Here is a 26005-nt window from a genome sequence, read left to right as displayed (position 1 = left end):
TGCTTTCGCCGCCGGATCTGAGCCATGATGATCCTCAAAGGAGCATTCAGCTAGACCCTCAGTTGACGGGGATTCGGCATCAAAAACGTCAGAGATTGGCCTTTCCCGGCGTCGTATACGTTGCTTCTTGCGAAGTTCATCAATTAGCCAACGATCCAACACCTGGTAGCACCATGCGCGGAAATTGCCTCGTGCTGGGTCGAAGGAGTTGAATCGCGTGAAAACCGCGGTTGGTGCTTCCTCCGCTAATTCAGAAAGCGCTTGAGGGCTCAGTGCATACTTAGCTCCAATTTCATACACAAGTTTACGAATAACGGAATCGAGTTTTCGCCACGCCTCTTCTCTCTCCTCCGGCGTGCCCTCTTTGGCCAGCCGAGCCCATCGATTGATCTCATTCTCTTCGTGAGGGATCTCTTGCTTCCCCGCACTCATTCGATTTCTCCACGGATTCTGGTGTGCCACCCAACGACTCTCCTTATTTTGATCGTCGGCCAAACCTCCGGCAACTGCCGGCAAGTCCACGATCAGAAATGAGAAAATCCCTTTGGTCATCGACAAACCCCTCTGATAAAATGCATCGGCAAGCGAAGAGAAGACGAGCAGACCGGGCCATTCCGGATGGACAAAGCGTTTCCGCCAAGCAACTCAGTCTCGCCGGGCGACAAAAAGTGGATCATCGCTCGGCGGTGGCAGGATTTGGGTATCATCAGCCATGGGCCTGCTGGAAAAACGGAATCCCTACGCAACGCTCACGAGCGTTCTCTTAGCGGCCCTTCGCGGCGTGATCATGGGCATCGTATTCTTTTTGCTCTACTTTAAACCGAAGTTTCAACTGGAATGGCCGATCACGCTGCCGCCGTGGCTCCTCCTGTGTGCGATCGTCTTCACCCTGTGGGAATGGCAGGTCCCGCCCGACGATGAATTAGATAACCCCGAGGATGAAACCATCGAATAATCAAAACAAATAGAGTACCACACAGAAGTGATGAATTAATTTCTTTTCAATAGAGGCATAACGATCTCGAGTTGTTTTAGTCGGAAGCCCTGGGCAGCCCCTGTGCTACGATCTCCCTAGAGAGGCTGCTTGAAGTGGTAAGCAAGTGGTCCGGTTCAGTGTGTGCGGCTTTGCTTTCTTTACCGAGTAGGACTTGCTCTTGCTTTTCTACATGTCGCGAATTAAAGTAGCCATGAGTCGCTGCAGGATCCGTCTTTTGTGGTGTCGTAACATTCACGCGACGCCTGTGCGTTTCGGGTGAACGCGATTGTTGCTATTGGCGGTTCATAAACTCCGGGGCAGCGTCAGTCTCCCCGCAGAGAAGTTAAGGAGTCTGCCAATGGGGCTTATTCTGCGTGCCTTTCATGTCTATGTAAGTCCAGCGGCCCGAGAGGCACCTCTCGTCCACGTCATCGGTCGCAGGGCAGGACTAATTGCCTATGTGCTCACTTTGTTGGGGCTTCAAAATGAAACTCATCTCCGGGTGACACCGCTGGCGGCGGAACTGGAAACACGGAGTTTGTTTGGAGTTTCGCGCGTGACGGTGCCTGTCGGCCATATTGCTTCCGTACGGGGTGGAGTGCGTAGACCGCTGGGCTATTTGATCGCAGCGATCATCTGCACCATTCTGGCCCTGAGTTTCTGGTGGACAAGCTTTTTCTGGTCGACGAGTATCGCGGGGACATTGTTGTTTCTGTTGGTTGCGCTTGGCCTGACGGTTCTTTATTTCCTGCGAAAAAGCTTTTTTGTGAAGATCTACTCGCAGGCTGGATTAGAAATTGCGGTGGCTTTTTTTCCAAGCTTTTTAGAATCTAAACCGTTAAATCTAGTTCAGGCGATGTCCGCGCTCGACGTCTTGCGAAATCTCCTGGTCAATGGTGGGGGTAGTGTCCCTCCGGCCGTTTCGGCTGCTGTTACGCCTCCGCCCACCGCTGATAGCTCTGCCGCGATTCCTGCTACCCCACCCGGGCCGATTCAAACAGGTGTCGCCAATCCCTTAGCCAACGCGGTTTTCACCGGTGCAGAGCCTGCGACTGCGCGGGGAGTAGGTGCGGGACAGCCGGTATTTACCGCGGAGATTGAAAACGAAGCGCTTCAGGCCCTGCGGCGCGCCGTGATCACGTACAACGAGGGCAACCGCGAAGAGGGCATCCGGCTCTTGGAGGGTATCGTCCGCGATTATCCGGGGACAAAGGTTGCAAAAATAGCGCAGGGACATCTCAGCAAACTCGGCCGGATTTAGTGCAGCATTCTCCGGACAGGTTTGCATTGCCAGCTGAGCGCGTCTGTACTCCACCGCCGAGCTATACAATTACAAGACACACTGACTGGCGCTGAGAGCTCTTGAGGCTGGTGGTGGATCGCCCATTTTTGTCAAGACGTTCCGCGCTCGCCGCCTTAAAATCTAGCGAAGCGATTAACTCCCAGAACAGTACCACGGTCATGAACGAGAAGGCATTTCCTCAGATTTTCCGCGTGCGGCAACGTTTTCCGTCGCACCGGCTGGATGATGTTCCCGGGCGGATTCGCGCCGAGCTGGAGCGCGTGGGAGTTCGCGAGAGATTGCGGCCGGGGATGGAAGTCGCCATTACCGCGGGAAGTCGGGGAATCAACAATATCGTGACGATTCTTCGCACTATTGCGGAAGTGATCCGGGAATGCGGCGGCCAACCATTCATCGTGCCGGCAATGGGAAGCCACGGCGGCGGAACCGCGGAAGGGCAACGCGAGGTCCTGCGAGGTTACGGGATTACCGAAGAGAGCGTCGGCTGTCCGATCCGTTCCAGTATGGAAACGGTCGTCATCGGTCAAGCGCCCGAGGGTTTCGACGTCCACTTTGATCGTCACGCTTTTGCCGCCGATTTCGTCATTGTCGTCAATCGGATCAAGCCCCACACGCAGTTTACCGGGCCGATTGAAAGCGGGCTGATGAAGATGCTGCTCATTGGCCTGGGCAAGCATCGGGGAGCAGAAATTTATCATCGTGCTGCGTGGGATTATGGCTTTGATAGAATCGTTCGCAGTGTCGCGCGGATTGTTCTGACCCGTTGCCGCATCCTTGTGGGAATTGCCATTGTCGAAGATGCGTACGACGACACGGCTTATATCGAGGCAGTTCCACCGGCGGAATTCGAGACGCGGGAACCTCAGCTTCTCCGCCAGGCCAAGGAATGGATGCCGAAACTTCCCTTCGATCATGCCCATATTCTTTTGATCGATCGGCTTGGGAAAGACCTGAGTGGGGCGGGGATTGATACGAACGTCATCGGGCGAAAGACAGCCGACCATCGCGCTGGACCGGGAGAAAAACCCGACATCCGCTATATTTGTGTCCGTGGCCTGAGCGCAGGTACGCACGGCAACGCGATCGGCCTGGGATTGGCCGAGTTTTGTCGCAGCCAGATTCTACGGGAAATCGATGTTCACGCCACGCGGATCAACGCCATCACTTCCGGGCATGTGTCGGCTGCGATGTTGCCCCTCGATTATCCCACCGATCGGGAAATGCTGGCGGTGGCCCTCTCCAATATCGGGCTTACGCCGCCTCAGGACGCGAGATTGATGTGGATTTCGGACACCCTTCATCTAGCGGAGGTGGAGTGCTCGGCGGCCTATTATGAGGAGGCACGGCACCGCGACGACCTGGAAGTGATCACCGCGCCCCGGCCACTTCCCTTTGACGAGGCGGGGAACTTGCCGGACATGACGGCCATCAGGATCGTGCCGAAGCTGGCTGACGTGCCGAGATGAACGGATAAACGGAAAAAAGCGGCGGATGAAAGAGAGCGGGGGAGAAACTCTCGGAAAGTGCTGGGGTGGCTGGCCGGTTATTGGCCTAGGGGCAACTGTATGTGACAATGGGATAGAGTTTATCAAGATCAGTTTTCGGCGTACCGCGCCAAAGGCTCAGATGACAGGGAGGCCTGCGGATCATTGTGAAGAATCTTGAGTATTCTTGGGAAGTTTGCCTGCAGAGTGGTTGTTTGAATCGTGCACAGTTCGCAATTTCTACCACAGTCGGAAAACAACCTGCCCATGGAATATGAGGGAAGCCGCCACCAGTTGGTGCGCGACTTCCTTTTTGCGCGGACGAATTATGAGCATGCGCTCCCCCGGTCGGGAACACGTGCCCGGGTTTTCAAACTGACGCGGATGCGGGCGTTACTTGAGCGCCTGGGGAATCCCGAGACCCGTTATCCCATCGTCCACATTACGGGAACCAAGGGGAAAGGTTCCACGGCAGCTCTCGTGGGAGCCATTCTGGCAGCCTCTGGGAAGCAGGTGGGAATTTTTACATCGCCGCATTTGGAACGGGTCGAAGAACGACTGGGCATCGATGGCCGCCCCTGCCCCGCCGACGAGTTCACCGAGCTTTTGGAAGACTTGATCCCGCTGGTACGGTCGATGGATCGGGAGGCCGCCGTTCAAGGCGAGGGTGGGCCCACGTATTTTGAGATTCTCACGGCCATGGCATTTCTCTATTTTGCCAGGCGAAAGGTGGACGCGGCCGTGATCGAAGTAGGATTGGGAGGACGACTGGACTCCACGAATGTCTGTCGCCCCGAAGTGTGCGTGATCACCAGCATCAGTTTCGATCATACCGACCTGTTGGGGACGACGCTCGAGCAGATCGCGTGGGAAAAAGCCGGGATCATCAAGCGGGGCGTGCCGGTCATCAGCGGGGTGGTCCAGCCCGGTCCGCGGGAGGTCATCCGTCGGGTATGCAAAAAACGTGGCTGCGCCGTGTGGGAGCTGGGGGAAGACTTCGGCGTGGAGTACCGGGCACCCCGACATCTTGAGCGAGACACAGCTCTGGGACACGTCACGCTGTGGGGACAGCCGAGAGGATCGGAACAAGAATCGGCGTCAGAGGCTGCAACCACTTGGAAGATTGATTCAGAATTGCGGCTTCTAGGAGAGCATCAGGCGGCCAATAGCGCGGTGGCCCTGGCAGCGGTCAAACGGCTGGAGCAGCGTTTGGGATGGGCTATCTCCTCCCAGGCTGTTCAGGTCGCCTTGCGAGAGACAGCGCTCCCCGCACGGGTGGAAATTCTGGGGCGGCGGCCGGTGGTGGTCCTGGATGCCGCTCACAATGTGGCGTCTGCAGAAGCCCTCGTGAAGACTTTGCAGCAGTGTCTGGAAGTTCAGAAATGTTGGCTGCTGTTCGCCACAACTCAGGGAAAGGATTACCGGGGCATGCTGCAGGTGTTCGCACCGTTTTTCTCCCATGTGACGCTGACCCAGTACACGATTAATCCCCGAGCCCTGCCGGTGAATTGGCTCGTTGAGGCCGCGGAGGAACTGATGCCAGGGCGATACTCTGCGTTTGAGCATCCGGCTGCAGCCTGGGAATGGCTATGGCCCCGAGTTGGAAAGGAAGACCTGGTGTGCGTTACAGGCTCCTTCTTTTTGGCCGCCGAGATGCAGCCCCACCTCCGGAAACTCGGCTTGATAACGGCCGGAGCTACCAGCAAAGAGGCATATCCCGCCCCGTGATGGTTCTCAGTCGCTGCGGTACTCCAGCTTTTTCCACTGAGTCCGGTATCAGTTTGGCCCTTCGAGGAGTTGTCGGTTTTGTAACTGATCGAGAGGACCTGGGTTGGTATGGCGCATTACGAACCGATCCTCCATGTGGTCCTCTATCAGCCAGAGATTCCCCACAACACGGGTGCCGTGGGCAGGACCTGCGTTGCCATTGGCGCCAAATTGTGGCTGGTACGCCCGCTCGGCTTCCGCATCACGAGCCGGCATCTCAAGCGGGCAGGGCTGGACTACTGGCAATACCTAGAGTGGGAGGCCGTGGATGATTGGCCGGCTTTGGAAAAGGCATTGATGGGCAAACGCTTTTGGTATTTTACAAAGACTGCCACCCGGCTGTTTTGGGATGTGAGTTTTGCGCCGGGCGATGTTTTGGTTTTCGGGAGCGAATCGCAGGGTCTGCCTGCCAGCCTTCTTGCGGCCCATCGTGAAGCCTGTCTGCGGATTCCCATTCGGTCGCAGGTGAGGAGTTTGAACCTCTCGGTGAGTGTGGCGGTCGCAGCTTATGAAGCGATCCGTCAACTGGGATGGCGTGGGCTGCCGGATTGAGATTTCACAGCAAAACGGGAGAGCGTTGCGCGACTCACCGGGACTGTTAGAATTGTCTTATTTTGTGGAAAGGCACGTGGGAGGATGGTTGTGCCCTCATGAGCGAGTGATTGGTGGAGCATTTGTGAAGGAGGGTGTGATCGTATGACGTGGAAAAACATTATACCCTGGCTCTGTGTGTTGGCCGTTGCAGTGAGTTGTCAGGCTCGGAGGGAGCCTCCGACACCAGCGGAACCTGGCACAACTAGATCCCAGCCCACCGCCCAGGAATCGTTTGAATCTCCGGAAAAAACTGGGCAAATGCCGTCCTCGGAGGAAACGCGATCGGTGGCTCCGCGCCCCAGCGAGACTGCTGAAACACTGCCTTCGTCCCAGACCGCACCGCCCGCCGGTTCAGCCAAACCATCTCCTGGTGGGTCCCAAGCCTACTGGCCGCGATTTCATGGACCGCGCGGAGACAATCTTTCGGACGACAAGGGCTTGCTCGCCGAATGGCCCCAAGAGGGGCCGCCCCTCGCCTGGAAGACCGAGGGCATCGGCCAGGGATATGCAGGGGTCACTATTGCCGATGGCCGCATTTTTACGGCGGGGAATATTGATAAGGACGCCGTGGTGACGGCCTTAGACATGGAAGGCCGCATCCTCTGGCAGAAGTCGAACGGCCCGGCATGGACGAAGAACTATCCGGGAGCTCGGGGGACGCCAACCATTGACGGTGATCGGGTGTATCATCTCGGGGCGTCTGGAGATCTGACGTGTTATCGGGTGGATGACGGCACGGTGGTTTGGCATACCAACATTATGGAACGCTATGAAGCTCCTCTTCCTGAGTGGGGTCTGGCCGAATCGGTCCTCGTTCGCGGCAAGTATCTCTACTGCACACCGGGTGGTCCAAAAACGTGCATCGTTTGTTTAGACAAAATGACGGGCGAAACGGTTTGGCAGTCTGATTCGGCCAACGGGGACACAACAGGTTATGCCAGCATTCAGTGGGCTGATTTTGAAGGGATTCCCATTCTGCTCACAATGACGGCCAAGGCCCTCGTCGGTGTCCATGCTGAGACAGGCCGCCTGCTCTTCCGCCATCCACACGAAACGGCGTATGACGTGAACGCGTTCATGCCCCTTTATGCGGACGGGGAAGTCTTCGTCAGTACCGGCTACGGAAGCGGATCGGAGTTGGTCCGTCTCAAACGAGAGGGAGAGAACGTCACGGCGGAACAGGTGTGGGTCAATAAGGACCTGGACAACCACCACGGGGGTGTGATCCTCGTCAATGGTTTTCTATACGGATCGAGCTACAACGGCCGGTGGTGCTGTATTGATTGGAAAACGGGAGAGACACGCTATATGGATCGGGGCATCGGCAAGGGATCGCTCACCTATGCCGATGGCATGCTCTACATGTACAGCGAGCGAAGAACGGTGGGTTTGGTGAAAGCCACGCCGGAAAAGTATGAGCTAGTCAGTCAGTTCCGTTTGCCCTCGGAAGAGCGGGCGGAATCCTGGGCCCATCCCGTGGTTTGCGGGGGACGGCTTTATCTCCGCCACGGCAACAACCTATTTGCCTACGACGTTCGTAACCAGCCGTGAAGAGATAGGTTAGGGCGTTTCCGAGCCTTCAGAGGGACCTCGGAGGGACGTCGGAGGGACCTGCTTGTCAGGTCCGCAATCCGGAGGGACGCGCTTGTCACGTCCGCCTTTTAACGGGGGATCTCCCGTGCCGCCTTGTCGGGCATGAGAAGCATCTCCACGATGGCCCTTGCTTGTGCTGTCGAAACACGGTTCAATAGTGGCCAGTGTTAGGAGAGTGGTCGTGTCGGCAGTTGCCAGCCGCTCCGGGGAAACGGCCGAGCAAAAACGGCATCATGTGACAAAGGAGTTCACCATGGGCCAGGTGTTTTTGGGTGTCAATCTGGAATTTGTTCGCCACGCAGACAAACCGTTTGAGTGGGGGGTCGCCAAGGCCGCGGAGCTGGGCTACGAATACGTGGAACCGATGGTCCACTGGGGCCGAGAACTGCTTTCTGAGGCGGGGTATTTCCACAGCGTTTCGATGCTCGACGATCCCTACCGCATCAAAGATGCCTGCGTCAAAGCGGGAGTGAAGCTGTCGGGTTTGTCGGCCCACTGTCCGCTTATCAAGCCCGAAATTAGTGTGGAGTATCTCAAGCAGGCCATTCGCTTTGCCGCCGAGTGTGGCGCTCCCGTGGTCAATACGGACGAAGGTCCCAAGCCGCATTGGACCACCGAAGAAGAGGATTTCGTCCTCATGAAATACACGCTTCAGGAGGCCGCCTTCGTCGCCGAGAGACGCGGGATCCTCATCGGCCTGGAACCCCATCAGCAGTACAGCAAGACGCCGGAGGGGTTGGATCGGATTTACAACCTTGTTCGATCACCGGTGATCGGCATCAACTTCGACACCGGCAATGCGTTCCTGGCGGGACAGGATCCTATCGCTTGGCTGGAACGTGTGACGGATCGGCTGGTGCACCTTCATGCCAAGGATATTTCATTGCAGCAAGCCGAGGCAGAACGAGGTAAGGTCACCGGCACACCTGTCGGGTGCGCCTGTGGAGAGGGCGTGATCGACTGGAAGAAGGTCATCGAGATCTGTCGCCGTGCCCCGCGCGATATTGTCTTCAGTGTGGAGTGCGGCACCATCGAACAGGCGGAGAAGAGCATCAAATACCTAAAGTCGCTCCTCCAGACGTGAGCAAAAGCCGCGCGATTTGAGACGGGGGCGAGTCTTTCCGGCTCTTGCAGTGCGAATCATTTCCCGGTTTGGCGGACCGGTGTTTGGGAGACGGCAGCAGGTGGGGACTGTGGATAAGCAATCGCGTACAGGCGGCTCAAAGTGGTGACGTAGAGCACCCCGTTGGCTGCCACCGCGGTGGATGCGGTGCCGTCGCCCAGTTCGATGCGGGCCAGAAGCTGTTTGGTGCTATCGGCCTTGAAGATCCAAAAGAGCCCGCGCCGCGTGCCCACGTAAACTTTTCCATCCGCCACGAGTGTGGAGGCCCAGACTTCGCCCTCCAGGTCGTGCGTCCAGTAGGCTTGGCCGGTTTCTGCGTCCACACAGTGCAGATATCCGCCGCAGTCGGCGACAAATACCAGGCCGTTCCAGATAGAAGGCGTCGAGCAGCAGTGCTCTTTGAGGGGGTAGGACCAGAGCTGGTGGGTGTGCGTTACGTCGCCGTAGCCCGTTGCGTCAATGCACTTGAGCCAGGCTTCTCGCTTTCCCCACCAGATATCGCCCCCCACCGTCACGTACACCCGGTTGCGATACACCACCGGCATACTTTTGATGTTGCTTGGGCTGACCTTTCGATTAGTGATGTACTGGTGGACGTTCTCCTTGGGTGCGGTGGGGTCGCAGTCGAACTTCCAGACCAAACGGAGCGGGGCCACCTGGGCGGATTGGAAATCCTGGGGGAGGGCCTCAAAAGCATAAACGACGCCATCGCCACCGCAGAAGATGATAAGCCGCTGACCATTAATCTCGGCCAGGGCTGGAGACGACCAGGTGGCATGAAAGATCCGCGGACCAATATGTTCCGCGTCCTGTGCCACCAGTTTTCCCGTGTTTTTGTCGAGCACAATGAGACTGGGGGCATCGGGCTTGCGAATGCGGCGATGCGTGTTGTCCACACCGTTTCCCGAATTGAGATACAGGAAGCGCCCATCGAGAAGGATCGAGGCATGAGCCCCATCATGGGGATAGATTCCAGCCTGCGAAGGCATATCGAAAAGCCAGAGGATGTCCGCATCAAAGGGAGTGACTTCGAGCGGCTTTTCTCCTGGCGGCACCATGTGCTGTCCCTCGGCCAGGTAAGGGCCGTCGTTCCCATTCCGCTGTCCTTCCAGGTCGAGACACACCACTTCAAACCGGTTGGTCACGGTGTAGATGCGATTGCCCTCCACTGTGGGCGGTGAACACATGCTGATCCGTGGCCAATCGAGATAGGGGTCATCTTCTCCCAATCGGGGCACCACAAGCTGCCAGATAGGCTCGCCGGTTTGCTCGTCCAGACACAGCAGGATCGCGCGGTCGCCCTCATGCCGGGGATCTCGGGGCTTAGCGTTGTTGATCCCGATGAACACACGCCCCTGTGCTACCACCGGTGAGGAATAGGTGTTACTCCCCAGGACCACGCTCCATTTGATGTTCTTGCCGGTTTGGGGATCGAAAGAGTCAGGGAGATGAGTTTCCTCGGAGATCATATTACGGGTGAATCGCTGGCCCCATTGAGGCTGATCGGCCGTCCAACCGGTACCCGGGTTGCCAAGCGCGAGACACAAAGCGGCTCCGGTCGTCACAAGTGCATGCCATAAACAGAAGCTGCGCAGCGATGGGCGACACGTCGGGGATCTCCTACCGGGGTCGCCCTGCGAAGAGAGGGAAACCTCCGGAAAGAAACAACATCCGGCTGATTGGCAGGTCATGGTCCACCTCTTTGAAATGTCACCGGCGGGAACGTTTTATGTTTTATCTCGGGCAGGCGGTAATAACCAACCGTTTTCAGACGGCCGGATATCGTTGCGATTGTAGGCAGCAAGATGGTGATGGTCTAGGCGCGGGAATGGCCGAGAGACTCTTTACCCGACGCGGCTTCAATCTCCTTTCGCAAACACTCCACCGCTCGGTCCAGTTGCCGGTCGCGGAAATTCTCCGGGATTTTGTCGAAGCCTTCTGGCTTAGGCGATCCCGGCGGCAGGTAAATATCGCGAAGGGCACGATAGCGGAGGAGGATTTCCAGTTCCTCTTTTTCCAGGGGCACTTCCCAGCCCGGGTCAGGTTTCACGCCCCATTCCTGAGATTCATCGGCGCCCGCCATCCTGTGGATGTTTTTCCCGCTGGGCCGCCAGTATGCCGCGGTAGTCAGCTTGAGCAATCCCATCCCTGGCTCCAACTGGATGAGTTCTTGGACCGTCCCTTTACCGAATGAGCGCTCCCCGACGACTTTGGCCCGATGATGGTCCTGCAGACACGCGGCCACAATTTCGCTGGCGCTGGCGCTGAAACGATTGATGAGCACCACCAGCGGGAGGTCGGGACAAACCGGTCGTCCGTTAGCGGTGTATTGGGCTTTGATGCGTCCATCCCGATACCGCGTGGTGACAATGACGCCCGACTTGATGAACATATCACAGATGGCGACGGCCACTTCCAGCCGACCACCGGGGTCATCTCGCAGGTCCAAAATGAGTCCCCGAATGTTTTTTTTGCGAAGTTGCTCGAGAATTTGGCGCAGCCGTTTGTCGGAGTCCTCGGCGAAAGTCGGGAGCCGGACGTAACCGATGTCGGGATGCTCCTCAAGCACGAAATTCCAGGAACCATCCGGGTTGCGGGAATCTCCCAACACGGTTTCCGCCTTGATGACCTCCCGTTTGAGCTTCACATCGCGGGGCTTTTCTTCGCCAGGAGTTTGAATCGTCAGGGTGACTTCTGTCCCTGCTTCCCCCCGCATTTTCTTGGCGGCCTGCTCCAGGGACAGCCCCTCAGTCGGTTCACCGTTGATGGCGATGATGATGTCCCCCGGCCGAATCCCCGCTCGCTGTGCCGGTGTGTTTGGCAGCGGACTGGCCACACAGATTTTGCGGGTTTTGGGCTCAATAAAGATTTCAATGCCCACGCCACCAAACTGGCGATCCAGTTCCTCGGCAAAGCGGGGCAAGTCTTCCTCGCTGATGTAACTGGAATACGGATCGAGGACCTCCGTCATGCCGCGGATGGCCGCCTCGGCGAGTTTGCGAGCCGGCTTGGGCTCCAAAGCCTTGAATTCGATCTGCTCCAGTGCGTAGGTTACCACCCGTGCATATCGGGAGCTGCGGTAAGCGCACAGCAGGCAGACCACGCAGGCAACGACGAGAATCTGAACATTTCTTCGCGGCATAGACGTTCGCAGACTGAAACAAAGTTCCGAAAGGCAGGGAGCAACCAATTCTCGGCTCGTACCCTTCATTATGGCTTCAGCGGGTGTCAGGAATGAGTCCCTTTCCGCCAAAAACATCCGAGCCATGAAAAAATAGGTTCTAAGAGGCCCGGTGCGCAGTCGAGCGGCCCGCGGGGAAGGAAACCCTTTAGGGAGACGAACGGAACAGCAAACAAACACTAGTTACAAACTGATCATTGGGGTGATATGACGAGAGCGCAGTGACAAGCCTGCGGTGCCGGCAGGTTTGTCCGGTTGGGCTAGCTGGGGTCTGTCAGGCGGCAGACGCGCATCCTGCCCGCCGCACTGATCGACCTGGTGTGCCGTATAATTGTTAGACGCCCGATTCGCATCCTCGATCGCTCGGCGCAGAAGAGAACCCGTTGGGTACGTTCCCGCGAATGGTCTCGCATGATGCCGCTTTCCGTGGAAACATCACTTAATCGCGAACAATTAATAAGTTGGCTTCGGGAGGAAGATCCCGCCCGGCTTGCCCGGCTCTGGCAGTGGGCAGACCATCTCCGCCAGATCCATGTCGGGGGCGAGGTGCATCTCCGCGGGCTGATCGAGATTTCCAACTACTGCGTGCGACTGTGTGCCTATTGCGGCCTTCGGGCACCCAATACGGAACTGGTCCGTTACCGGATGTCGTTCGACGAGATCCTCGGCTGTGCTCGGAAAGCAGCGAAACTCGGCTACGGTACTGTGGTGCTTCAGTCGGGTGAAGATCCGGGACTGACCACCGAATTCATCACCAAAGTGGTGCGGACCATCAAGCGGGAGCTTGGACTGGCGATTACGTTGAGTCTCGGCGAACGCGATGAGGAGGAGCTTCGGACATGGCGCCAGGCTGGCGCTGATCGCTATCTCCTCCGCTTTGAGACTTCCCAACCTGAGTTGTACGCCCGTTACCATCCCCCGCGACCGGGAAAAAAGAGCGATCGGGTGGCGCTGTTGCGACGGCTCCGCGAGATGGGTTATGAAGTCGGAAGCGGCGTGATGATTGGATTGCCGGGCCAAACCTATGGGGATCTGGCCGATGACCTCTTGCTCTTCCGCGAGCTCGACTTGGACATGATTGGCGTTGGGCCGTACATCGCCCATCCTAGGACCCCGCTTGCTGATCCGTCTTTCGCCAGGGTCGTTCCTGCCGAAGAGCAGGTCCCCGCCAGCGAGTTGATGACCTACAAAGTGATTGCGCTCTCTCGGATTTTGTGCCCCCGGGCGAATATTCCCAGCACCACGGCGCTGGCCACTCTCAATCGGAAAAACGGTCGGGAACTTGGGCTGGTTCGCGGGGCGAATGTCGTCATGCCCAACCTGACGCCACCGCATTATCGCATTCATTACGAAATTTATCCCAACAAGGCCTGCATTCAGGAGACTGCCGAGGCGTGCCATATGTGTCTGCGAGCACGGATAGAGTCACTCGGCCGTCCTGTCGGGCAGGGCCCCGGTACCTCCCCGAATTATCGATTGCGAACCGGCACGCAGGATGAAACGCCTTCCGCAGGCCGAACGGTTTCAACGCCCCTCATCAATGATCGGCCGCTGCCGGGGGTCTCACCCCACGGTTTTGAAGAGGGCGAACATCTCAAGGAGTGAAATCATGGCCACCACCGCCCATCGGCGATTAAGTACGAGTGCCTACGACTTTATCAATGAACCCTACCTGCTGGGCTTGCTAGAGCGTCGGAGCGATCCCGGACAGGTGCGCGAGGTCATCGCCAAGAGCCTGGCCAAGGAACCGCTCACGGTAGAGGAAACCGCTGTTCTCCTTGGTATTTCGTCACCGGAGCTCTGGGAAGAGGTTTTCCAGGCCGCTCGCCAACTCAAGCGCGACGTTTACGGCAACCGCATCGTCCTATTTGCTCCGTTATATATCGGCAGTGAGTGCACCAATGACTGCCTGTATTGCGCGTTTCGCCGCTCCAACCGGGAAGTCGTTCGCCGGACTCTGACCCCCGAGGACATTGACGAGCAGGTCCAGCGACTCCTCGATCGCGGCCATAAACGGCTGATTCTCGTGTTCGGGGAGCATCCCACCTACTCGGCCAAATTTATTGCCGAATGTGTGCGGCGCGTCTATGCAGTCAGACGCCCCAAGGCCAACATCCGCCGCGTCAACATCAATGCCGCTCCGATGGATCACGAAGGGTTTGCAGAAATCAAAGCCGCGGGAATTGGAACCTACCAAATCTTCCAGGAAACCTATCATCACGAGACCTACGCCAAAGTGCATCCCCGCAACACTCGTAAGGGAGATTATCTCTGGCGGCTCGATGCGCTGAGTCGGGCAATGGAAGCAGGCTGCGACGACGTGGGCATTGGGGCGCTTTTCGGACTGTACGACTGGCGGTTTGAGGTCCTTGGACTGGTGAGCCATGCGTGGCATCTCCAGAAGCACTATAACGTGGGGCCGCACACCATTAGTTTCCCGCGCTTACGTCCGGCGGTGGGCGTCAAGCTGGACGAAACCTATCGTGTCTCGGATGAAGATTTCAAGCGTCTCATCGCCGTTTTACGGCTGGCGGTGCCCTATACGGGTCTGATTCTCACGGCCAGGGAACCCGCCTGGCTGCGGCAGGAAGTCATGGAATTCGGTGTTTCCCAGATCGACGCGGGCAGCCGCATCGAAGTCGGCGGCTATACCGAGGTGGGGGACGCCCAGGTGCTAGAGCGCGAACAATTCGAGCTGGGTGATCTCCGTCCGTTAGACGAAGTGATCCGTCAACTGCTCGTGGATGGCTATATCCCCAGCTTCTGCACGGCCTGCTACCGGCTGGGGCGAACAGGTGAGCATTTTATGGAGTTCGCCATCCCGGGCTTCATCCAGCGGTTCTGCACGCCCAATGCCCTCACCACGTTGATGGAGTATCTTGTGGACTACGCCAGTCCAGAAACGCGTGCAGCGGGGATGAAGCTCATCGAAAGCGAGCTTGCGAAACTTCCCGACGGTCCCCGGAAAAACGCCCTTGTCGAGCGGCTGCGTCTGATTCAGGAAACAGATCAGCGAGACCTCTACTTCTGATTGCCGCAGTTTCTGGCCATTCCCTCGCAAGGTCCGGCGTTTTTGAAACACCAGGGCGTCATTTCAGAGGGACGCTCCTTTCACCTGTTATTGTCAAGAGCACTATCATTCTCGTGGGTCTGAGACCTCGTCTTGTTTTCCGCCTGCTTGACCGCATTCCGCCATGGTGTTAGTATTACGATTACGTAATACGTAACACCACACACTCAGGGAATGAAAGTCTGAACTCTCGGGAGATTCTGGCATGAAAACCCCAGGGAAATGTCGCGGCTTCACGCTGGTTGAGTTGCTGGTGGTCATTGCGATCATCGGCCTGTTGATCGCCTTGCTTTTGCCGGCGGTCCAGGCCGCTCGAGAGGCCGCCCGGCGGATGAGCTGCACCAATAACCTCAAGCAAATCGTGCTCGCGCTGCATAATTTTCACGACAGCCGGCGGCAGTTTCCCGTTGGTTCTCCGAACAAAGTGTGCAAGGGATACGAGCACATTCCGGCCTGGCAGTATCGCTGGGGACCGCTGGCCATGCTCACTCCGTACATGGAGCAGTACAACATTTACCAGCGGTTGAATCTCGAGGTGCCGCTCTACGGCCATACCGGTGTGTACAACGGACCGGGGGTGGGCGTCCATCCCGACAACGTGGAGCCCGTCAAGCAGGATGTCAGCTTCTTTTATTGCCCGAGCGACCGCCGACGTCGGATTCAGCCCGAGTTCGGAGCCACTAATTATTTGGGAAATTGGGGACGCGGCGCGCCCACCAGCTCAGGCACAGCCGTCTATGATGGTGATGGTCTGTTCATGCAGGATCGGGCGACCAATTTTGCAGACTTCACTGACGGAACTAGCAACACAGCGGCATTTTCCGAGACGGTTCTCACCGACGAAAGCATTTCCGGGTCGGGCGGGGTAGTGCTTACACCACAGAATAAGGACCAGGTCATTGTGGGAGCGCCAAGCAGGAGTGATCCCTTCCTTACTGTGGAATGGTGCACGCGGTATGGCCAGCCGGTCGCGTCGCAACCCAGCCGGGGAGTTCGCTGGGTGGATGGGTTCGTGCTTTACAGCGCTTACTACCATTGGTGGGAACCGAACTCACGGATCCCGGACTGCGCCAAATGGTCACCTATTCGGTCACTCTGGCAAATGGCACGAAGTCGACATCCCGGCGGCGTCAATGTGGCGATGGTGGATGGCTCGGTTCGCTTTGTGAGTCAGACCATCGATGTGGAAACCTGGCGAGCGCTGGGCTCCCGGAATGGCGGAGAAGTCCCCGGCCAGTTTTGATCCATTCCTTAACCAGCGAAAAGAGCCTCGATGGGGCAAGAGGGCCAGCCAAGCTTACCCACTCCGAAAAAGGGCGGCACAAGGCCCGCGCAAAAAAGAAGCCCGGCGTCACTGCACGGGGCACCTGCCGATTGGGCGGCACTGGATTCGAACCAGTGACCTCGACCGTGTGAGGATCGCGCTCTAACCAACTGAGCTAGCCGCCCGATATTAGCTTCGAACAGCTATCGCGTTCGTTCTCACTTAATCACCCCACTTTACACCAGGGAAACGCCCTTTTTCTGCGTTCTGTTCTTTCTTCGCCCACTGCAATCGCGAGTGCAAGCGATGGTCGCTTCCTGGCCTTACCGCGCTGCCACCGGCGGTCGGTAGCCACGCGCGTCACGCGCTCACCTTTGATTTTATCGGCCGAGCAAGCACTCGTGCAAGGCCCACAACCCACGGCAGGGACCCGCCCGGGGTATGTGCGGCAGGCAAGAGGTGGTGATGACCGGGCTTGGCCCGATTGCTTGTGTCAGTTGATGGCCCAAAAGCCGGGTGATTTCTCGTTTCCATGAAAGCCGCGTCAAAAGGAGGGGGCTTCAGAGGTTAGAGGGAGTCAGGCTTTGCACCAGGGCGAGTACATGCTCGGCGAGAACGTCGCCTGCCCGAAGGGCAACTTCTTGTAAACGCCACAGATCTTTGAGGCTTCCCGGCCGATGCCACACCGCGCCCACCACGGCCCCCATCTTCTCCGTCCATTTGCGCGGTCGCATGAGGTAGGCGACTTCAGGGGGAAGGATTTCATCGGGGGTATCGGTGATCACTTTGACAGCCGCCATGGGGATGGCGAGCCGGCGGCAGGTTTCGGCGACGGCGAATGTTTCCAGATTCACGGCGAGAGCGCCGAACCGTTCGCCAAGTTCGCGCTTGGCCTGGGGATCGCGAACCAATTCATGGACCGAAATGAGCTTGCCGATGTGGACTCCGTCAGGCAGTTGATCCCCCTGCACGAGGTTTGGTAACTTGAGCGACCGGCCCGTGAGGTCGATAACCTCGTTAGGAAGGAGGATATGGTAGCGACGGAGGTCATCGCGTAAAGCTCCGGCAAATCCGGCCGCCACGACGAGTCGCGGACGATGGGCAGCAATGACGGCCTCCGTTGCTGCGGCAGCCGACCCTGCTCCTGGACCGGCGGTCACCAGGGCTACCGGAACCTGCCCGGCCCGGCCAAGCACGACCTTTCCCACAGCCGCCCTGACCCATATTTTGTCATCCAGGCGGTCTTCTACCCCGCCGCTTTCCATAGCCAGGGCGCAGATAATGGCGGCGGCCACCTGCACGTCAGGGTGTTCCTGCGGGCTCTCTTGCGATTGCGCAAGCTGTTCCTGAACGGCCTCGGCCGTTGTTTCCTGAACCCACTGGCGGAAAACTGTTCGCCACATCGGCAGAAGGACGGCTCAATTAACAGAAGCGACTATGGGAATGGTGGAAAGACACTCTGCCTTGCACCTGGGGTGTCACACACTATCTGTCCTAGACTTCCAACTTTCCATGATGACCCAATTGCGCAATAAGTTCCAGGTCACATCCATTTCAATTTGATCGGTAACCGGTCTGAACGGCCGCGACAACCGTACCCCTGCAGAGCTTGCCTGACGGGGAAAATACGTGCCACGTCTACTTCTTTAAGGCGCACTTTCACGCTATCATCTTCGAGCTGAAAGCGAATCAGCAAAATGCCGAGTTCTTTGGGGAGGTAGGTCAGCATGCACAGCGATAACCAAACCCGTTGTGTGTCCGTTCCCGGGCGAACATTGAGGTGGGGTTGTTTTGACTGGCGATCGCCGAGGTTGATGAGAATACTTTTCGCTGCGATTGCCATCAGTATTTATTACGTTTCAACGATTTTGGCGGCGCAGTCCCGGGAAGTCCCTCAACACCCGAACATCGTGATCATTCTCGCCGATGACTTGGGTTACGGAAGCGTGGGATGCTACGGGGCCCCGCCGAGCCTTGTGCGGACTCCCAACATCGATCGATTGGCGCGGGAGGGAAGACGTTTTACGGATGCCAACACGCCATCCTCCGTCTGTACACCGACGCGGTATGCCCTTCTGACCGGACGCTACTGCTGGCGAACGTGGCTAAAGCACGAGGTGGCCGGGGTTTTTTCACCTCTCTTGATCGAGCCGGAACGGCTCAATTTAGCTTCCATGCTGAAGAAACATGGGTACGAGACGGCGGCGATTGGAAAATGGCATCTGGGATACGGCACAGGGCCGCGAACCGATTACACCAAAGAATTACGACCTGGTCCGCTGGAGATCGGTTTTGATTATCATTTCGCGGTTCCTTCCAATCACGGAGATGTGACCGGTGTTTATGTGGAAAACCACTGGGTGTTTGGGCTTCGCTCGGATAGGCTCAATCCTGCGGGCGTCGGCAAAAATTTTAACGGCAAGCCGTATCTCGGTTTGGATGCGCCGCAGCGTGTCGACGAAGAGGTGATGCCCACGCTCACGGCGAAGGCCGTCCAGTGGATTGAGGAACGTTCGGGTGATAAACCCTTTTTCTTGTACTTCACACCGGTTGCTGTCCACCGGCCGATCACGCCCTCCCGAGAAACAAGAGGGACGAGTGCCGTCGGGCCTTACGGTGACTGGATTCACGAACTGGATCTCAGTGTCGGCCGTGTTCTGGAGGCTCTGGATAGAAAGGGTTTCACTGCGAACACGCTGGTCATTTTCACGAGTGACAACGGCGGGGTAAATAAACCAACGCTGCCAAGCGACGAGACAAACGCCGCGAAGGCGGGCCTGGCCATATGTGGGCCGTTCCGAGGGGGAAAGCATGACGTGTGGGAGGGTGGTTTCCGGGTGCCGTTCATCGTTCGCTGGCCGGGACATGTACCGGCAGGAACCGTCTGCAACGAGATGATGAGCCTCACTGACGTGCTGGCCACAGTGGCAGCGATTGTGGGTGAGGACCTCCCTCCGCCGCATGTTGCCGCGGAGGATAGTTACAACATGTTGCCGGCATGGCTCGATCAACCGTACGTCTCGCCGATCCGTCCGGATATGATTGTTCACAGCGCCGACGGGAATTTCGCCATTCGCCGTGGGCCGTGGAAATGGATCGAAGGCACCTATCACCCCGACACGCGTCCTGGGGCGCTGCGTCTTCGGGCGGACCAGTTTCACCCACAGCTTTATAATCTTCGCGAAGACATTGGCGAAACGAAAGACGTGGCGTCCGAGCATCCCGAAATCGTTAAGGAATTGTCACAACTGCTGGATCTCTATCGTGATCGCGGCTACAGTCGCGGCCTGGCCATCCCCGCTGCTCGTTAGGCGAGGACGTTCAGTTTACGCGATGCGGGTCTTTTTACCGGCCACGCTGCGGGATGTTGAAACCCGCGCGCTCCCGATCACGATTGGGTTGCGATTCGCCAGGACGCTGCTAAGTCGATGATCAACCCGTCGGGGCGATAGCATTCGACGGCGATAAAAACCTTCGACACGGCCTTGCCCATCTGTTATCACGAACCGGGGTATTTTCGGTGGTTTATCACCCGGCGTGGGAATTCAAAGCCAACCTTGAGCTGCTTCTGGGCAGTTAACAACCCTCAGTCTCCAAACAGTTCCGTGTAATACGTGCCGGCAACGCCGACGCCAACCCGCTTGTGGTTGCCCAGCATGTTCTTGTGGTGGCCGGGACTGTGGAACCACCCCATATTGGCGGCGTTTCCATCGCTGTAGCCTGCGGCAATATTTTCTGCGGAGGCGGAGGTGCCGAATCGGCGGGCTCGGTCCCAGGGGGTTGTTTTGCCCGGCACGGGCGATGTGTGATCGAAGAAGCCCAGGGTTTTCATGTCGTTGGAGTGATCGCGGGCAGCCGCGCACAGGCGGAGGTCGATGACCAGCGGATTGAGGCCCAGCAGAACGCGGGTCATATTGAGGGCCAGAATACAGCGCGACTCCTCTCGCTGGAGTTGCTTGGCCAAAACGGCGTTTTGAGCGAGGACCTGTCGCGCAAGGGGATCCATCGGTGAAACCAAAAAGGCCGCCAGTGTTTCCTCGCCCACAAGGTATTCCTCAAAACTTGGAGGACGATCGGGGCGATTTTCCGGTGGGGCGGCTTCATAGAGCACACGGGCACATTGCTCCCAAAGCGAGCCCCATTCGGTAAGCTTCTCCCGTTCGCTTCGCAACGTGTCGGAGGAAGCGAGTACGACTTCTCGGGGAATGACGAGCCATTGCTGGAGTTGTTTCAATCCCGGATCGCCCACCTGCTGGATCATTTCTTTGGTGAGGTCCGGCCGTTGGCGGAGACTCAACACGGCCTCGCGAATGGCTGTTACCTCTCGGGGATCCACTTGCCGCAGATGCTGGCTTGCCTGCCGCTGAGCCTGTCGGGTGAACATCTGACCATATCTTTCCAGCCCTGCGGAAAGTTGCTTTTCGATCACCGAAAGAAGGGCTTCTACCCATGCGGAGCCGCCTTCCACCGCTCGGGCGACAAGCTTGCGGCGTTCTTCCATGCTCGTGCGCGGAGATTGAAACTGGCTGATGAGTTCCCGGATGGCTGGAGTGGTTGAAGAGCGTCGGGACTCCGCCAGTAGAACGCCCCACGTCAGCCACACGGCGGCCGTGCCCGCGAGAATGAATACCGCGAGTGCTTGCTGAGGCCTCCGGATCACAGCGGGGATGGCACCGAAGAGGGCGCTCACACGGGTGTCCCTTTGGGTTAGAAAAAATTCTGAAGCCGCACGCCACCGTTAAACGAACATGCAAATGTCGTTCGCGTTGCGGCCTGTTGTGCACGGCGAGACCTAGCACCACCTGTGTCAGGTCTTGGGGGAACTTCCGGACCTTGCGGAGGTGGGCTGCGTCTCCGGCTGAGCGGGTTCCGAGTACTCTTTCTCAAGGATGGGCACGACTTTTTCGTGGAATTCGCGAAGCGGATAGTCGACCGGAAGGTTCTCGCCAGTCGTACTGAGCAATCGGTTGTAATTGATATCCAGTTCGGCGATTTCCGTGGCGGTTCGCCGATCGGAGAGCCGCGCCAGGTGAGGGAATTTCTTGAGGAGAGCGGCGGCCTGGGGCAGGGCCTGCTCGAACTCGGCCCGCGCCTTCGCCAGGTTTGCAGGATTGACCCCAACCGTCAGGATGGAGTTCGCCATGGCCGTGTGCCGCTTGATGGCCACCAGTTCAGGAGCGTGCAGGCACTGGATGTGGATGATATCGGCGAGCACAAAATTCCGCGGGAAGACGTCCCCCAGTTTGACCATCACCGCATCGTAGAGGTTGATGGCGTGCATCATGTCGTTGATGGTTTGTCGATCGGAGAGCAACTTCAAACTTTTCACGAGCTCCGTCAATTCGTGGAACTGGCTGAAGGCTTCCTCAAGATTGGAGCGGGCCTGGCCCAAATCCCCTGCCTGAATGGCCTTTTGAGCGGCGGCCACCTTTTCCATCGCAATCTGGTATTCCGGCCGCCGTTTCACCCGGCGGCGAATGATTTCCTGGAGTGCGAAGTCTTCAGGAAAGACCTCGTCCAGTTGGTCGAAGATCCGCATGTAACGGTCGGTAATATCGGACAGATCATTGACAAAACCGTCGTCATACTGAATATCGGGGTTCTTTTCGATGACTTTCTGCCATCGCCGGGCGGCTTCCAGGAACAGTTCCATGGCCGTGATGTGGTCGTTATTGTGATACGCTTCCAGAGACTGGAACATGGCTTCACGAGCGGCCACGGCTTCCGGCTGCTGTTCCACTTCAGCATGTCGCTTCCAGTAATCATAGTTGACGATGTTGCGATTATGTTCGACGATTTGTGCCCGACGTTCCAGTTCCATCGCCTTGCGGGCTAGCTCGAGGGCTTTCTTCCGCTTGGCTGAGTCTGTAATACGCCGTGCCACTTGCTCGTGAGTGAGCCGCATTTTGATTTCGGCGGACAGCGCGAGTTCCACCTGGCGGACCGTGCGATCATACGCCGGCGTGTCGTAGGCCTTTTGTTCTTCCGGCGTCAGCTCCTTGCGGCGTTCAGCGAGCAATTGTTCCCGCAGTCCAGGCGCGAGCTCGTCGATCTGTTGCGCGAGCTCCCGTGCCTGCTGGAGGAGAAGCTCACGTTCATAGAGGCGAATGGTGGGGAAGTCCTCATAACCGCTGGGAAGTTCCCGATGGCCGAATTCGTTGACGAACTCATACCATCCAGTTTTCCAGGCATCCATCGCCGTTTCACCAAAGGTTCCCTCTTTTTCGATGGCTTCCGCGTAGTTCATCTGGAATTTGGGCCGATGAGAGTAGAAGATCAACGGTGTGGTTCGCAGGATGGCCCCCTGGTCGGTGAGTCGTTCCGCTTCTCGGTACCAATCTTTTCCAACCAGCCAGTTATCCTTAGGGGGACGGCCCTGATGGATTTCGTAGGGGTCGGCCGGATCCATAAATAGCCGCCGGAATTGCTTGCTTTCGTCGGCCATTCCGATCTTCCAGCCATAGGTCCATCCCACGTCGCCATACAGGACAGGTTCGCGTTCGTTGTAGCGAATGCCTTCCTGAAGGAACTTGATGCCGCGGATGACCCAGCGGAAGCGTTCGCGGTAGTCGTCGAATTCCACGGAGACGTTGAAGGCAAGGTTCCATCCCTGGTGTCGCCACACGGTGACGAAATGGGGTTCCAGTTTGACCATCTGCTCCAGCGCGGCCGAAAGATTCGTCCAATCTTTGCGTCGTTTGTAGTCTTCCGCTCTCATCCAGAGGATATGGACGGCCACACCACGCATTCCCAGAGTCGCCAGCTTGATCGCTTCGCCGCTGGGGTCGAGCTGGCCGAGTTGGGTGGGGGTCAGGCCTTCCTTTTCGCGGACCTGGGCCAGCACTCCGCCGGGACTGCTCCGTTGGGGATCGCGCGAAGGTGCCGCCGGCGTCCCCAGATAAGCCAAGACCCCCAGCAAAACTGCCATAATGACCAGATACACAATCTTTCGCAAAAACTGCTGACGCGAGGTCATGCTGCCACCTCACGAGATCGCAGGAAGAAATGGCCGGCCACGATGAGCAACACCAGATAGCCTGCCACGGTGATGATATTCACGGCCAGTAAACTTGGACTGACGTTGTATCCGTACGCCACGAAGTCAATGAATCCCAGCCGATCCATCGGCGGAACGATGTACGAGAGCAGGTTGAGCCAGGCCAGGAAAACCAAGTCGATGGCTCGCGCGACGGTCAGACCAAGCGTGCGAGGAATTTCCACCATCACACCTTCCTGAGTGAAAAGGCGGATGAACGACTCAATGGGACCGAATCGGGCGGGCGTCTCCACCCCTGGATAAAGCTCTCCCGTCACAATCTGCCGCATGAACTGGTGTGCCATGCCCGCGATCGTCACCCCGAGCGTGGATACCAGCGTCACGGGAGTTCCCAGAAAAGTACTGAGCGTGACCCCAAAACCGATGGCCAATACCATCTGCAGCCAGATACCGAAATAGCCCTTAAATAGGTTGAGGAAGAACGAGCGGTTTCCCGCCCGAATGTACAAATCCGGCTTGGCCATCCCAAAGTACTGCCCGCTTTCCAGGCAGCGAATCCAGATCTCGATCGTTCCGTCCGACGACCTGAAATCCCGGAAAAGATCGAATTCCTTCTGGGAGAGGACTTTTGGATCCACGGGTTTGAGAGACACGTATTCGATGGTGCCGTTAGCATGCTTGATTTTGCGAGGTTCCACGCGAACACTGGAAAACCGTGTGATCTTCTTGGGTATGTCCAGCGCTAAGATGCTGAACTCCTTCGATTCAAACACCTGCAATTCGACCATCAGGCCGTTTTCCGGATTCCGGACAGAAAGACTTCCCAGAATTCCCCGTTCGATGTCTCCCTTGTGGGTCCGGAACACGCCGATGTTCATTTCAATGGGGATGGTGTCGCCAGGGAACTCCTCGGGTTTGAGGTTTTTGAACGTCCAGATGGCAGCCGCCTGGGAAGCACCCTCGATATAACTCCGGTACGTCCATTCATCACCCACGCTGATCCCCTTTTCGACATCGAACCCGTTGCGGTCACGAAAGACCAGACTGCCATAAATCGGGACTCGGGCGACCAGTTGTCCTTCGGGGCCTCCCAGGCGATAGGTCACTTTGCCGTCGGCCGATTTTTCCACCCGCACCGAGTGCGTGTGGCCTCGCTCCATATCGACGCGGGGATTGCCGTTGGCGTCCACGAAAAATCGGTGGCGGTGCCCCCAGGTCGGTTCCGTCCAGCCCTGCAGCGCCTGACCCTGAGAGCCGTCCGGCAGCGTGACGGGCTCCCCGAGGGGGCGCAGGTCCGCCGGGTTGACGGCGTGCGTGTGATAGAGGCCGCGGACCACAAACGGATAACTGATGATCCACATCGTTCCCAGGATGAAGCTGCCAACGGCAATCAGTCCTAGTATTTGACCGGTCACAATCTCGGAAGTGCGAACCGGCTTCGTGAGGACAGTGAAAATCGTCTTGTTTTGAATATCTCCGGGGAGGCGGAAAGCTGCCAGGAAGATGACCAAAAGAATCACCAGATAATTCGTTGTCCCCAGCACAAAATTCAGGTACAAGCGATGGGGTTCAGAACTGGTGGGGTCGAGAAACCATCCGGCAAACAGCAGGCCCACGCAAAAAAGCAAGACCACCACAGTCACCTTGCGTCCAAAGGCTTCCTTGATCGTGAGCCAGGCCAGGGCCCCAATGCGTCGCGGGCTGACGAGCACAAGATCGACTACGCCCGAACGCAGCAGGTCCCAGAATCGCTGCGGTGCGCGGCGGCCGTACAAAAGTAAGCACCAAATGAATCCGATCAGGCCACACAAGGTAGCAAGACCGAGCGCTGCACTGAGCCACGCCAGAAAAGCGGGGCCGATCCAGGTGGAAAGTTGTGGCAATTCAATTTCGATCGGCATGGCCGTCACCTCGTCCGTGTACTCGCAGACCCGGATGTTCTTCGCTTTCCCGGATGATCCGCAAGAACAGATGTTCCAGGCTTGTGGTGGGATTTCCCCAGGAAAGAATCTCCAGGCCGTGCTTGGCCAGAACGGCCTTGACCTCGGCCTCCGCGTCGGGTGACATCCTGGGGACACGGATTTCTGTGACGTCCCGCATGGCGAGAAGCTGATCGACTCGCCCCAGTTCCTTCAATTCTCCCTGATAGAGAATGCCGATCCGATCACAAACGTCCTGCACGTCGGCGAGGAGGTGACTGCACATCACGACAGTCTTCCCTTGATCCCGCAGGCGGAGAATGAGATCCTTCATCTCTCGCGTCCCAATCGGATCCAACCCGGAGGTTGGCTCGTCCAGCAGAATTAGATCCGGATCATTAATCAGGGCCTGCGCCAGCCCAATCCGGCGAGTCATCCCCTTGGAATATTCTTTGAGCGGCCGTTTCTTGGCCCAAGTCAATCCCACCATTTCGATGAGGTCCGCCACCCGTTGACGCCGCACTGATCGCGGCATATTGAACAGGCGGCCGTAAAAGTCGAGTGTCTCTTCGGCGTTGAGAAAGCGGTAGAGATAAGATTCTTCCGGGAGATAACCGATCCGCTCGTTTTTCGAGACATCAGTGGCGGGCCGGCCGAACACGTAAACTTCACCGGAAGTCGGCAGCAGAAGCCCCAGAAGCAGTTTCATCGTGGTGGTTTTGCCGGAGCCGTTG

20 protein-coding genes and 1 tRNA gene are annotated in these 26005 nt (G+C 57.6%); 11 read left to right on the top strand and 10 right to left on the bottom strand.

All coding sequences use genetic code 11. The features are described 5' to 3' along the window. On the bottom strand, nt 1-432 hold a 432-nt coding region (locus ABJK56_RS10845), incomplete at its 3' end, for a sigma factor (protein WP_347244687.1). A 280-nt stretch (nt 433-712) separates the two neighbouring features. Here ABJK56_RS10845 and ABJK56_RS10840 point away from each other — a divergent pair. The 7 genes from ABJK56_RS10840 (at nt 713) to ABJK56_RS10810 (ending at nt 8801) form a co-directional block, all read left to right on the top strand. Then, nucleotides 713-955 (top strand): hypothetical protein, encoded by a 243-nt coding sequence (locus ABJK56_RS10840; protein ID WP_347244686.1) that lies wholly within the window; start codon nt 713-715, stop codon nt 953-955. A gap of 379 nt (nt 956-1334) precedes the next feature. Further along, nucleotides 1335-2237 (top strand): hypothetical protein, encoded by a 903-nt coding sequence (locus ABJK56_RS10835; protein WP_347244685.1) that lies wholly within the window; start codon nt 1335-1337, stop codon nt 2235-2237. A 200-nt stretch (nt 2238-2437) separates the two neighbouring features. Then, on the top strand, nt 2438-3745 hold the full coding sequence (locus ABJK56_RS10830; protein ID WP_347244684.1) for a lactate racemase domain-containing protein: 1308 nt from the start codon (nt 2438-2440) through the stop codon (nt 3743-3745). 240 nt (nt 3746-3985) lie between these two features. Continuing rightward, nucleotides 3986-5491: a folylpolyglutamate synthase/dihydrofolate synthase family protein gene (locus tag ABJK56_RS10825; RefSeq protein WP_347244683.1), complete on the top strand. Its 1506-nt coding sequence runs from the start codon at nt 3986-3988 to the stop codon at nt 5489-5491. 108 nt (nt 5492-5599) lie between these two features. Further along, entirely contained in the window at nt 5600-6082 is a 483-nt protein-coding gene (locus ABJK56_RS10820) for a tRNA (cytidine(34)-2'-O)-methyltransferase (RefSeq protein ID WP_347244682.1), read from the top strand. A gap of 144 nt (nt 6083-6226) precedes the next feature. Continuing rightward, nucleotides 6227-7675 carry a PQQ-binding-like beta-propeller repeat protein gene (locus ABJK56_RS10815; RefSeq protein ID WP_347244681.1) on the top strand — a complete coding sequence of 483 codons (1449 nt, stop codon included), beginning with the start codon at nt 6227-6229 and terminating at the stop codon, nt 7673-7675. A gap of 223 nt (nt 7676-7898) precedes the next feature. Continuing rightward, on the top strand, nt 7899-8801 hold the full coding sequence (locus ABJK56_RS10810; RefSeq protein WP_347244680.1) for a sugar phosphate isomerase/epimerase: 903 nt from the start codon (nt 7899-7901) through the stop codon (nt 8799-8801). Between the two features lie 56 nt (nt 8802-8857). On the opposite strand, the gene ABJK56_RS10805 is transcribed toward ABJK56_RS10810, so the two are convergent. After that, a complete protein-coding gene (locus tag ABJK56_RS10805) occupies nt 8858-10531 on the bottom strand; it encodes a PQQ-binding-like beta-propeller repeat protein (RefSeq protein WP_347244679.1) in 1674 nt (557 codons plus the stop codon). Nucleotides 10532-10656: 125 nt separating this feature from the next. Then, a complete protein-coding gene (locus ABJK56_RS10800) occupies nt 10657-11982 on the bottom strand; it encodes a S41 family peptidase (RefSeq protein ID WP_347244678.1) in 1326 nt (441 codons plus the stop codon). A 450-nt stretch (nt 11983-12432) separates the two neighbouring features. Here ABJK56_RS10800 and hydE point away from each other — a divergent pair, with 450 nt between their 5' ends. From hydE to ABJK56_RS10785, 3 genes are all read left to right on the top strand, one after another. Beyond that, nucleotides 12433-13626, top strand: coding sequence for a [FeFe] hydrogenase H-cluster radical SAM maturase HydE (hydE, locus tag ABJK56_RS10795; RefSeq protein WP_347244677.1), 1194 nt, complete (start codon nt 12433-12435; stop codon nt 13624-13626). Between the two features lie 4 nt (nt 13627-13630). Then, the gene (gene hydG / locus ABJK56_RS10790) at nt 13631-15052 is read left to right on the top strand and encodes a [FeFe] hydrogenase H-cluster radical SAM maturase HydG (protein ID WP_347244676.1); all 1422 of its coding nucleotides are present in this window, start codon (nt 13631-13633) and stop codon (nt 15050-15052) included. Nucleotides 15053-15296: 244 nt separating this feature from the next. After that, complete coding sequence (locus tag ABJK56_RS10785; protein ID WP_347244675.1) at nt 15297-16334, top strand: DUF1559 domain-containing protein; 1038 nt, start codon at nt 15297-15299, stop codon at nt 16332-16334. 132 nt (nt 16335-16466) lie between these two features. Here the strand turns inward: ABJK56_RS10785 and ABJK56_RS10780 are convergent. The 3 genes from ABJK56_RS10780 to ABJK56_RS10770 all read right to left on the bottom strand — a co-directional run bounded on the left by ABJK56_RS10780 (nt 16467) and on the right by ABJK56_RS10770 (nt 18198). Next, nucleotides 16467-16540 (bottom strand) — tRNA-Val (locus tag ABJK56_RS10780). A gap of 375 nt (nt 16541-16915) precedes the next feature. Further along, the gene (locus ABJK56_RS10775; RefSeq protein WP_347244674.1) at nt 16916-17758 is read right to left on the bottom strand and encodes a hypothetical protein; all 843 of its coding nucleotides are present in this window, start codon (nt 17756-17758) and stop codon (nt 16916-16918) included. A gap of 140 nt (nt 17759-17898) precedes the next feature. Beyond that, complete coding sequence (locus ABJK56_RS10770) at nt 17899-18198, bottom strand: hypothetical protein (protein ID WP_347244673.1); 300 nt, start codon at nt 18196-18198, stop codon at nt 17899-17901. Here ABJK56_RS10770 and ABJK56_RS10765 point away from each other — a divergent pair. Continuing rightward, on the top strand, nt 18170-19666 hold the full coding sequence (locus ABJK56_RS10765) for an arylsulfatase (RefSeq protein WP_347244672.1): 1497 nt from the start codon (nt 18170-18172) through the stop codon (nt 19664-19666). The two genes, ABJK56_RS10770 and ABJK56_RS10765, sit on opposite strands and share 29 nt — an antisense overlap. Before the next feature lie 275 nt (nt 19667-19941). Here ABJK56_RS10765 and ABJK56_RS10760 read toward each other — a convergent pair whose 3' ends face one another. The 4 genes from ABJK56_RS10760 to ABJK56_RS10745 all read right to left on the bottom strand — a co-directional run. After that, entirely contained in the window at nt 19942-21045 is a 1104-nt protein-coding gene (locus tag ABJK56_RS10760) for a CAP domain-containing protein (RefSeq protein ID WP_347244671.1), read from the bottom strand. A gap of 117 nt (nt 21046-21162) precedes the next feature. Then, nucleotides 21163-23331, bottom strand: a complete 2169-nt coding sequence (locus ABJK56_RS10755; RefSeq protein WP_347244670.1) for a hypothetical protein — start codon at nt 23329-23331, stop codon at nt 21163-21165. Beyond that, nucleotides 23328-25253 carry a hypothetical protein gene (locus ABJK56_RS10750; protein ID WP_347244669.1) on the bottom strand — a complete coding sequence of 642 codons (1926 nt, stop codon included), beginning with the start codon at nt 25251-25253 and terminating at the stop codon, nt 23328-23330. Before ABJK56_RS10750 ends, ABJK56_RS10755 begins: the two co-directional genes overlap by 4 nt. After that, a partial coding sequence (locus tag ABJK56_RS10745; protein WP_347244668.1) for an ABC transporter ATP-binding protein occupies nt 25237-26005 on the bottom strand: 769 nt, incomplete at its 5' end. The genes ABJK56_RS10750 and ABJK56_RS10745, both read right to left, overlap by 17 nt.

The organism is Thermogutta sp. (genome assembly GCF_039793925.1).
Taxonomy (GTDB): Bacteria; Planctomycetota; Planctomycetia; order Pirellulales; family Thermoguttaceae; genus Thermogutta.
Note: the sequence above shows the minus strand (reverse complement) of the source record. Positions and strands in the feature narration are given on the sequence as shown.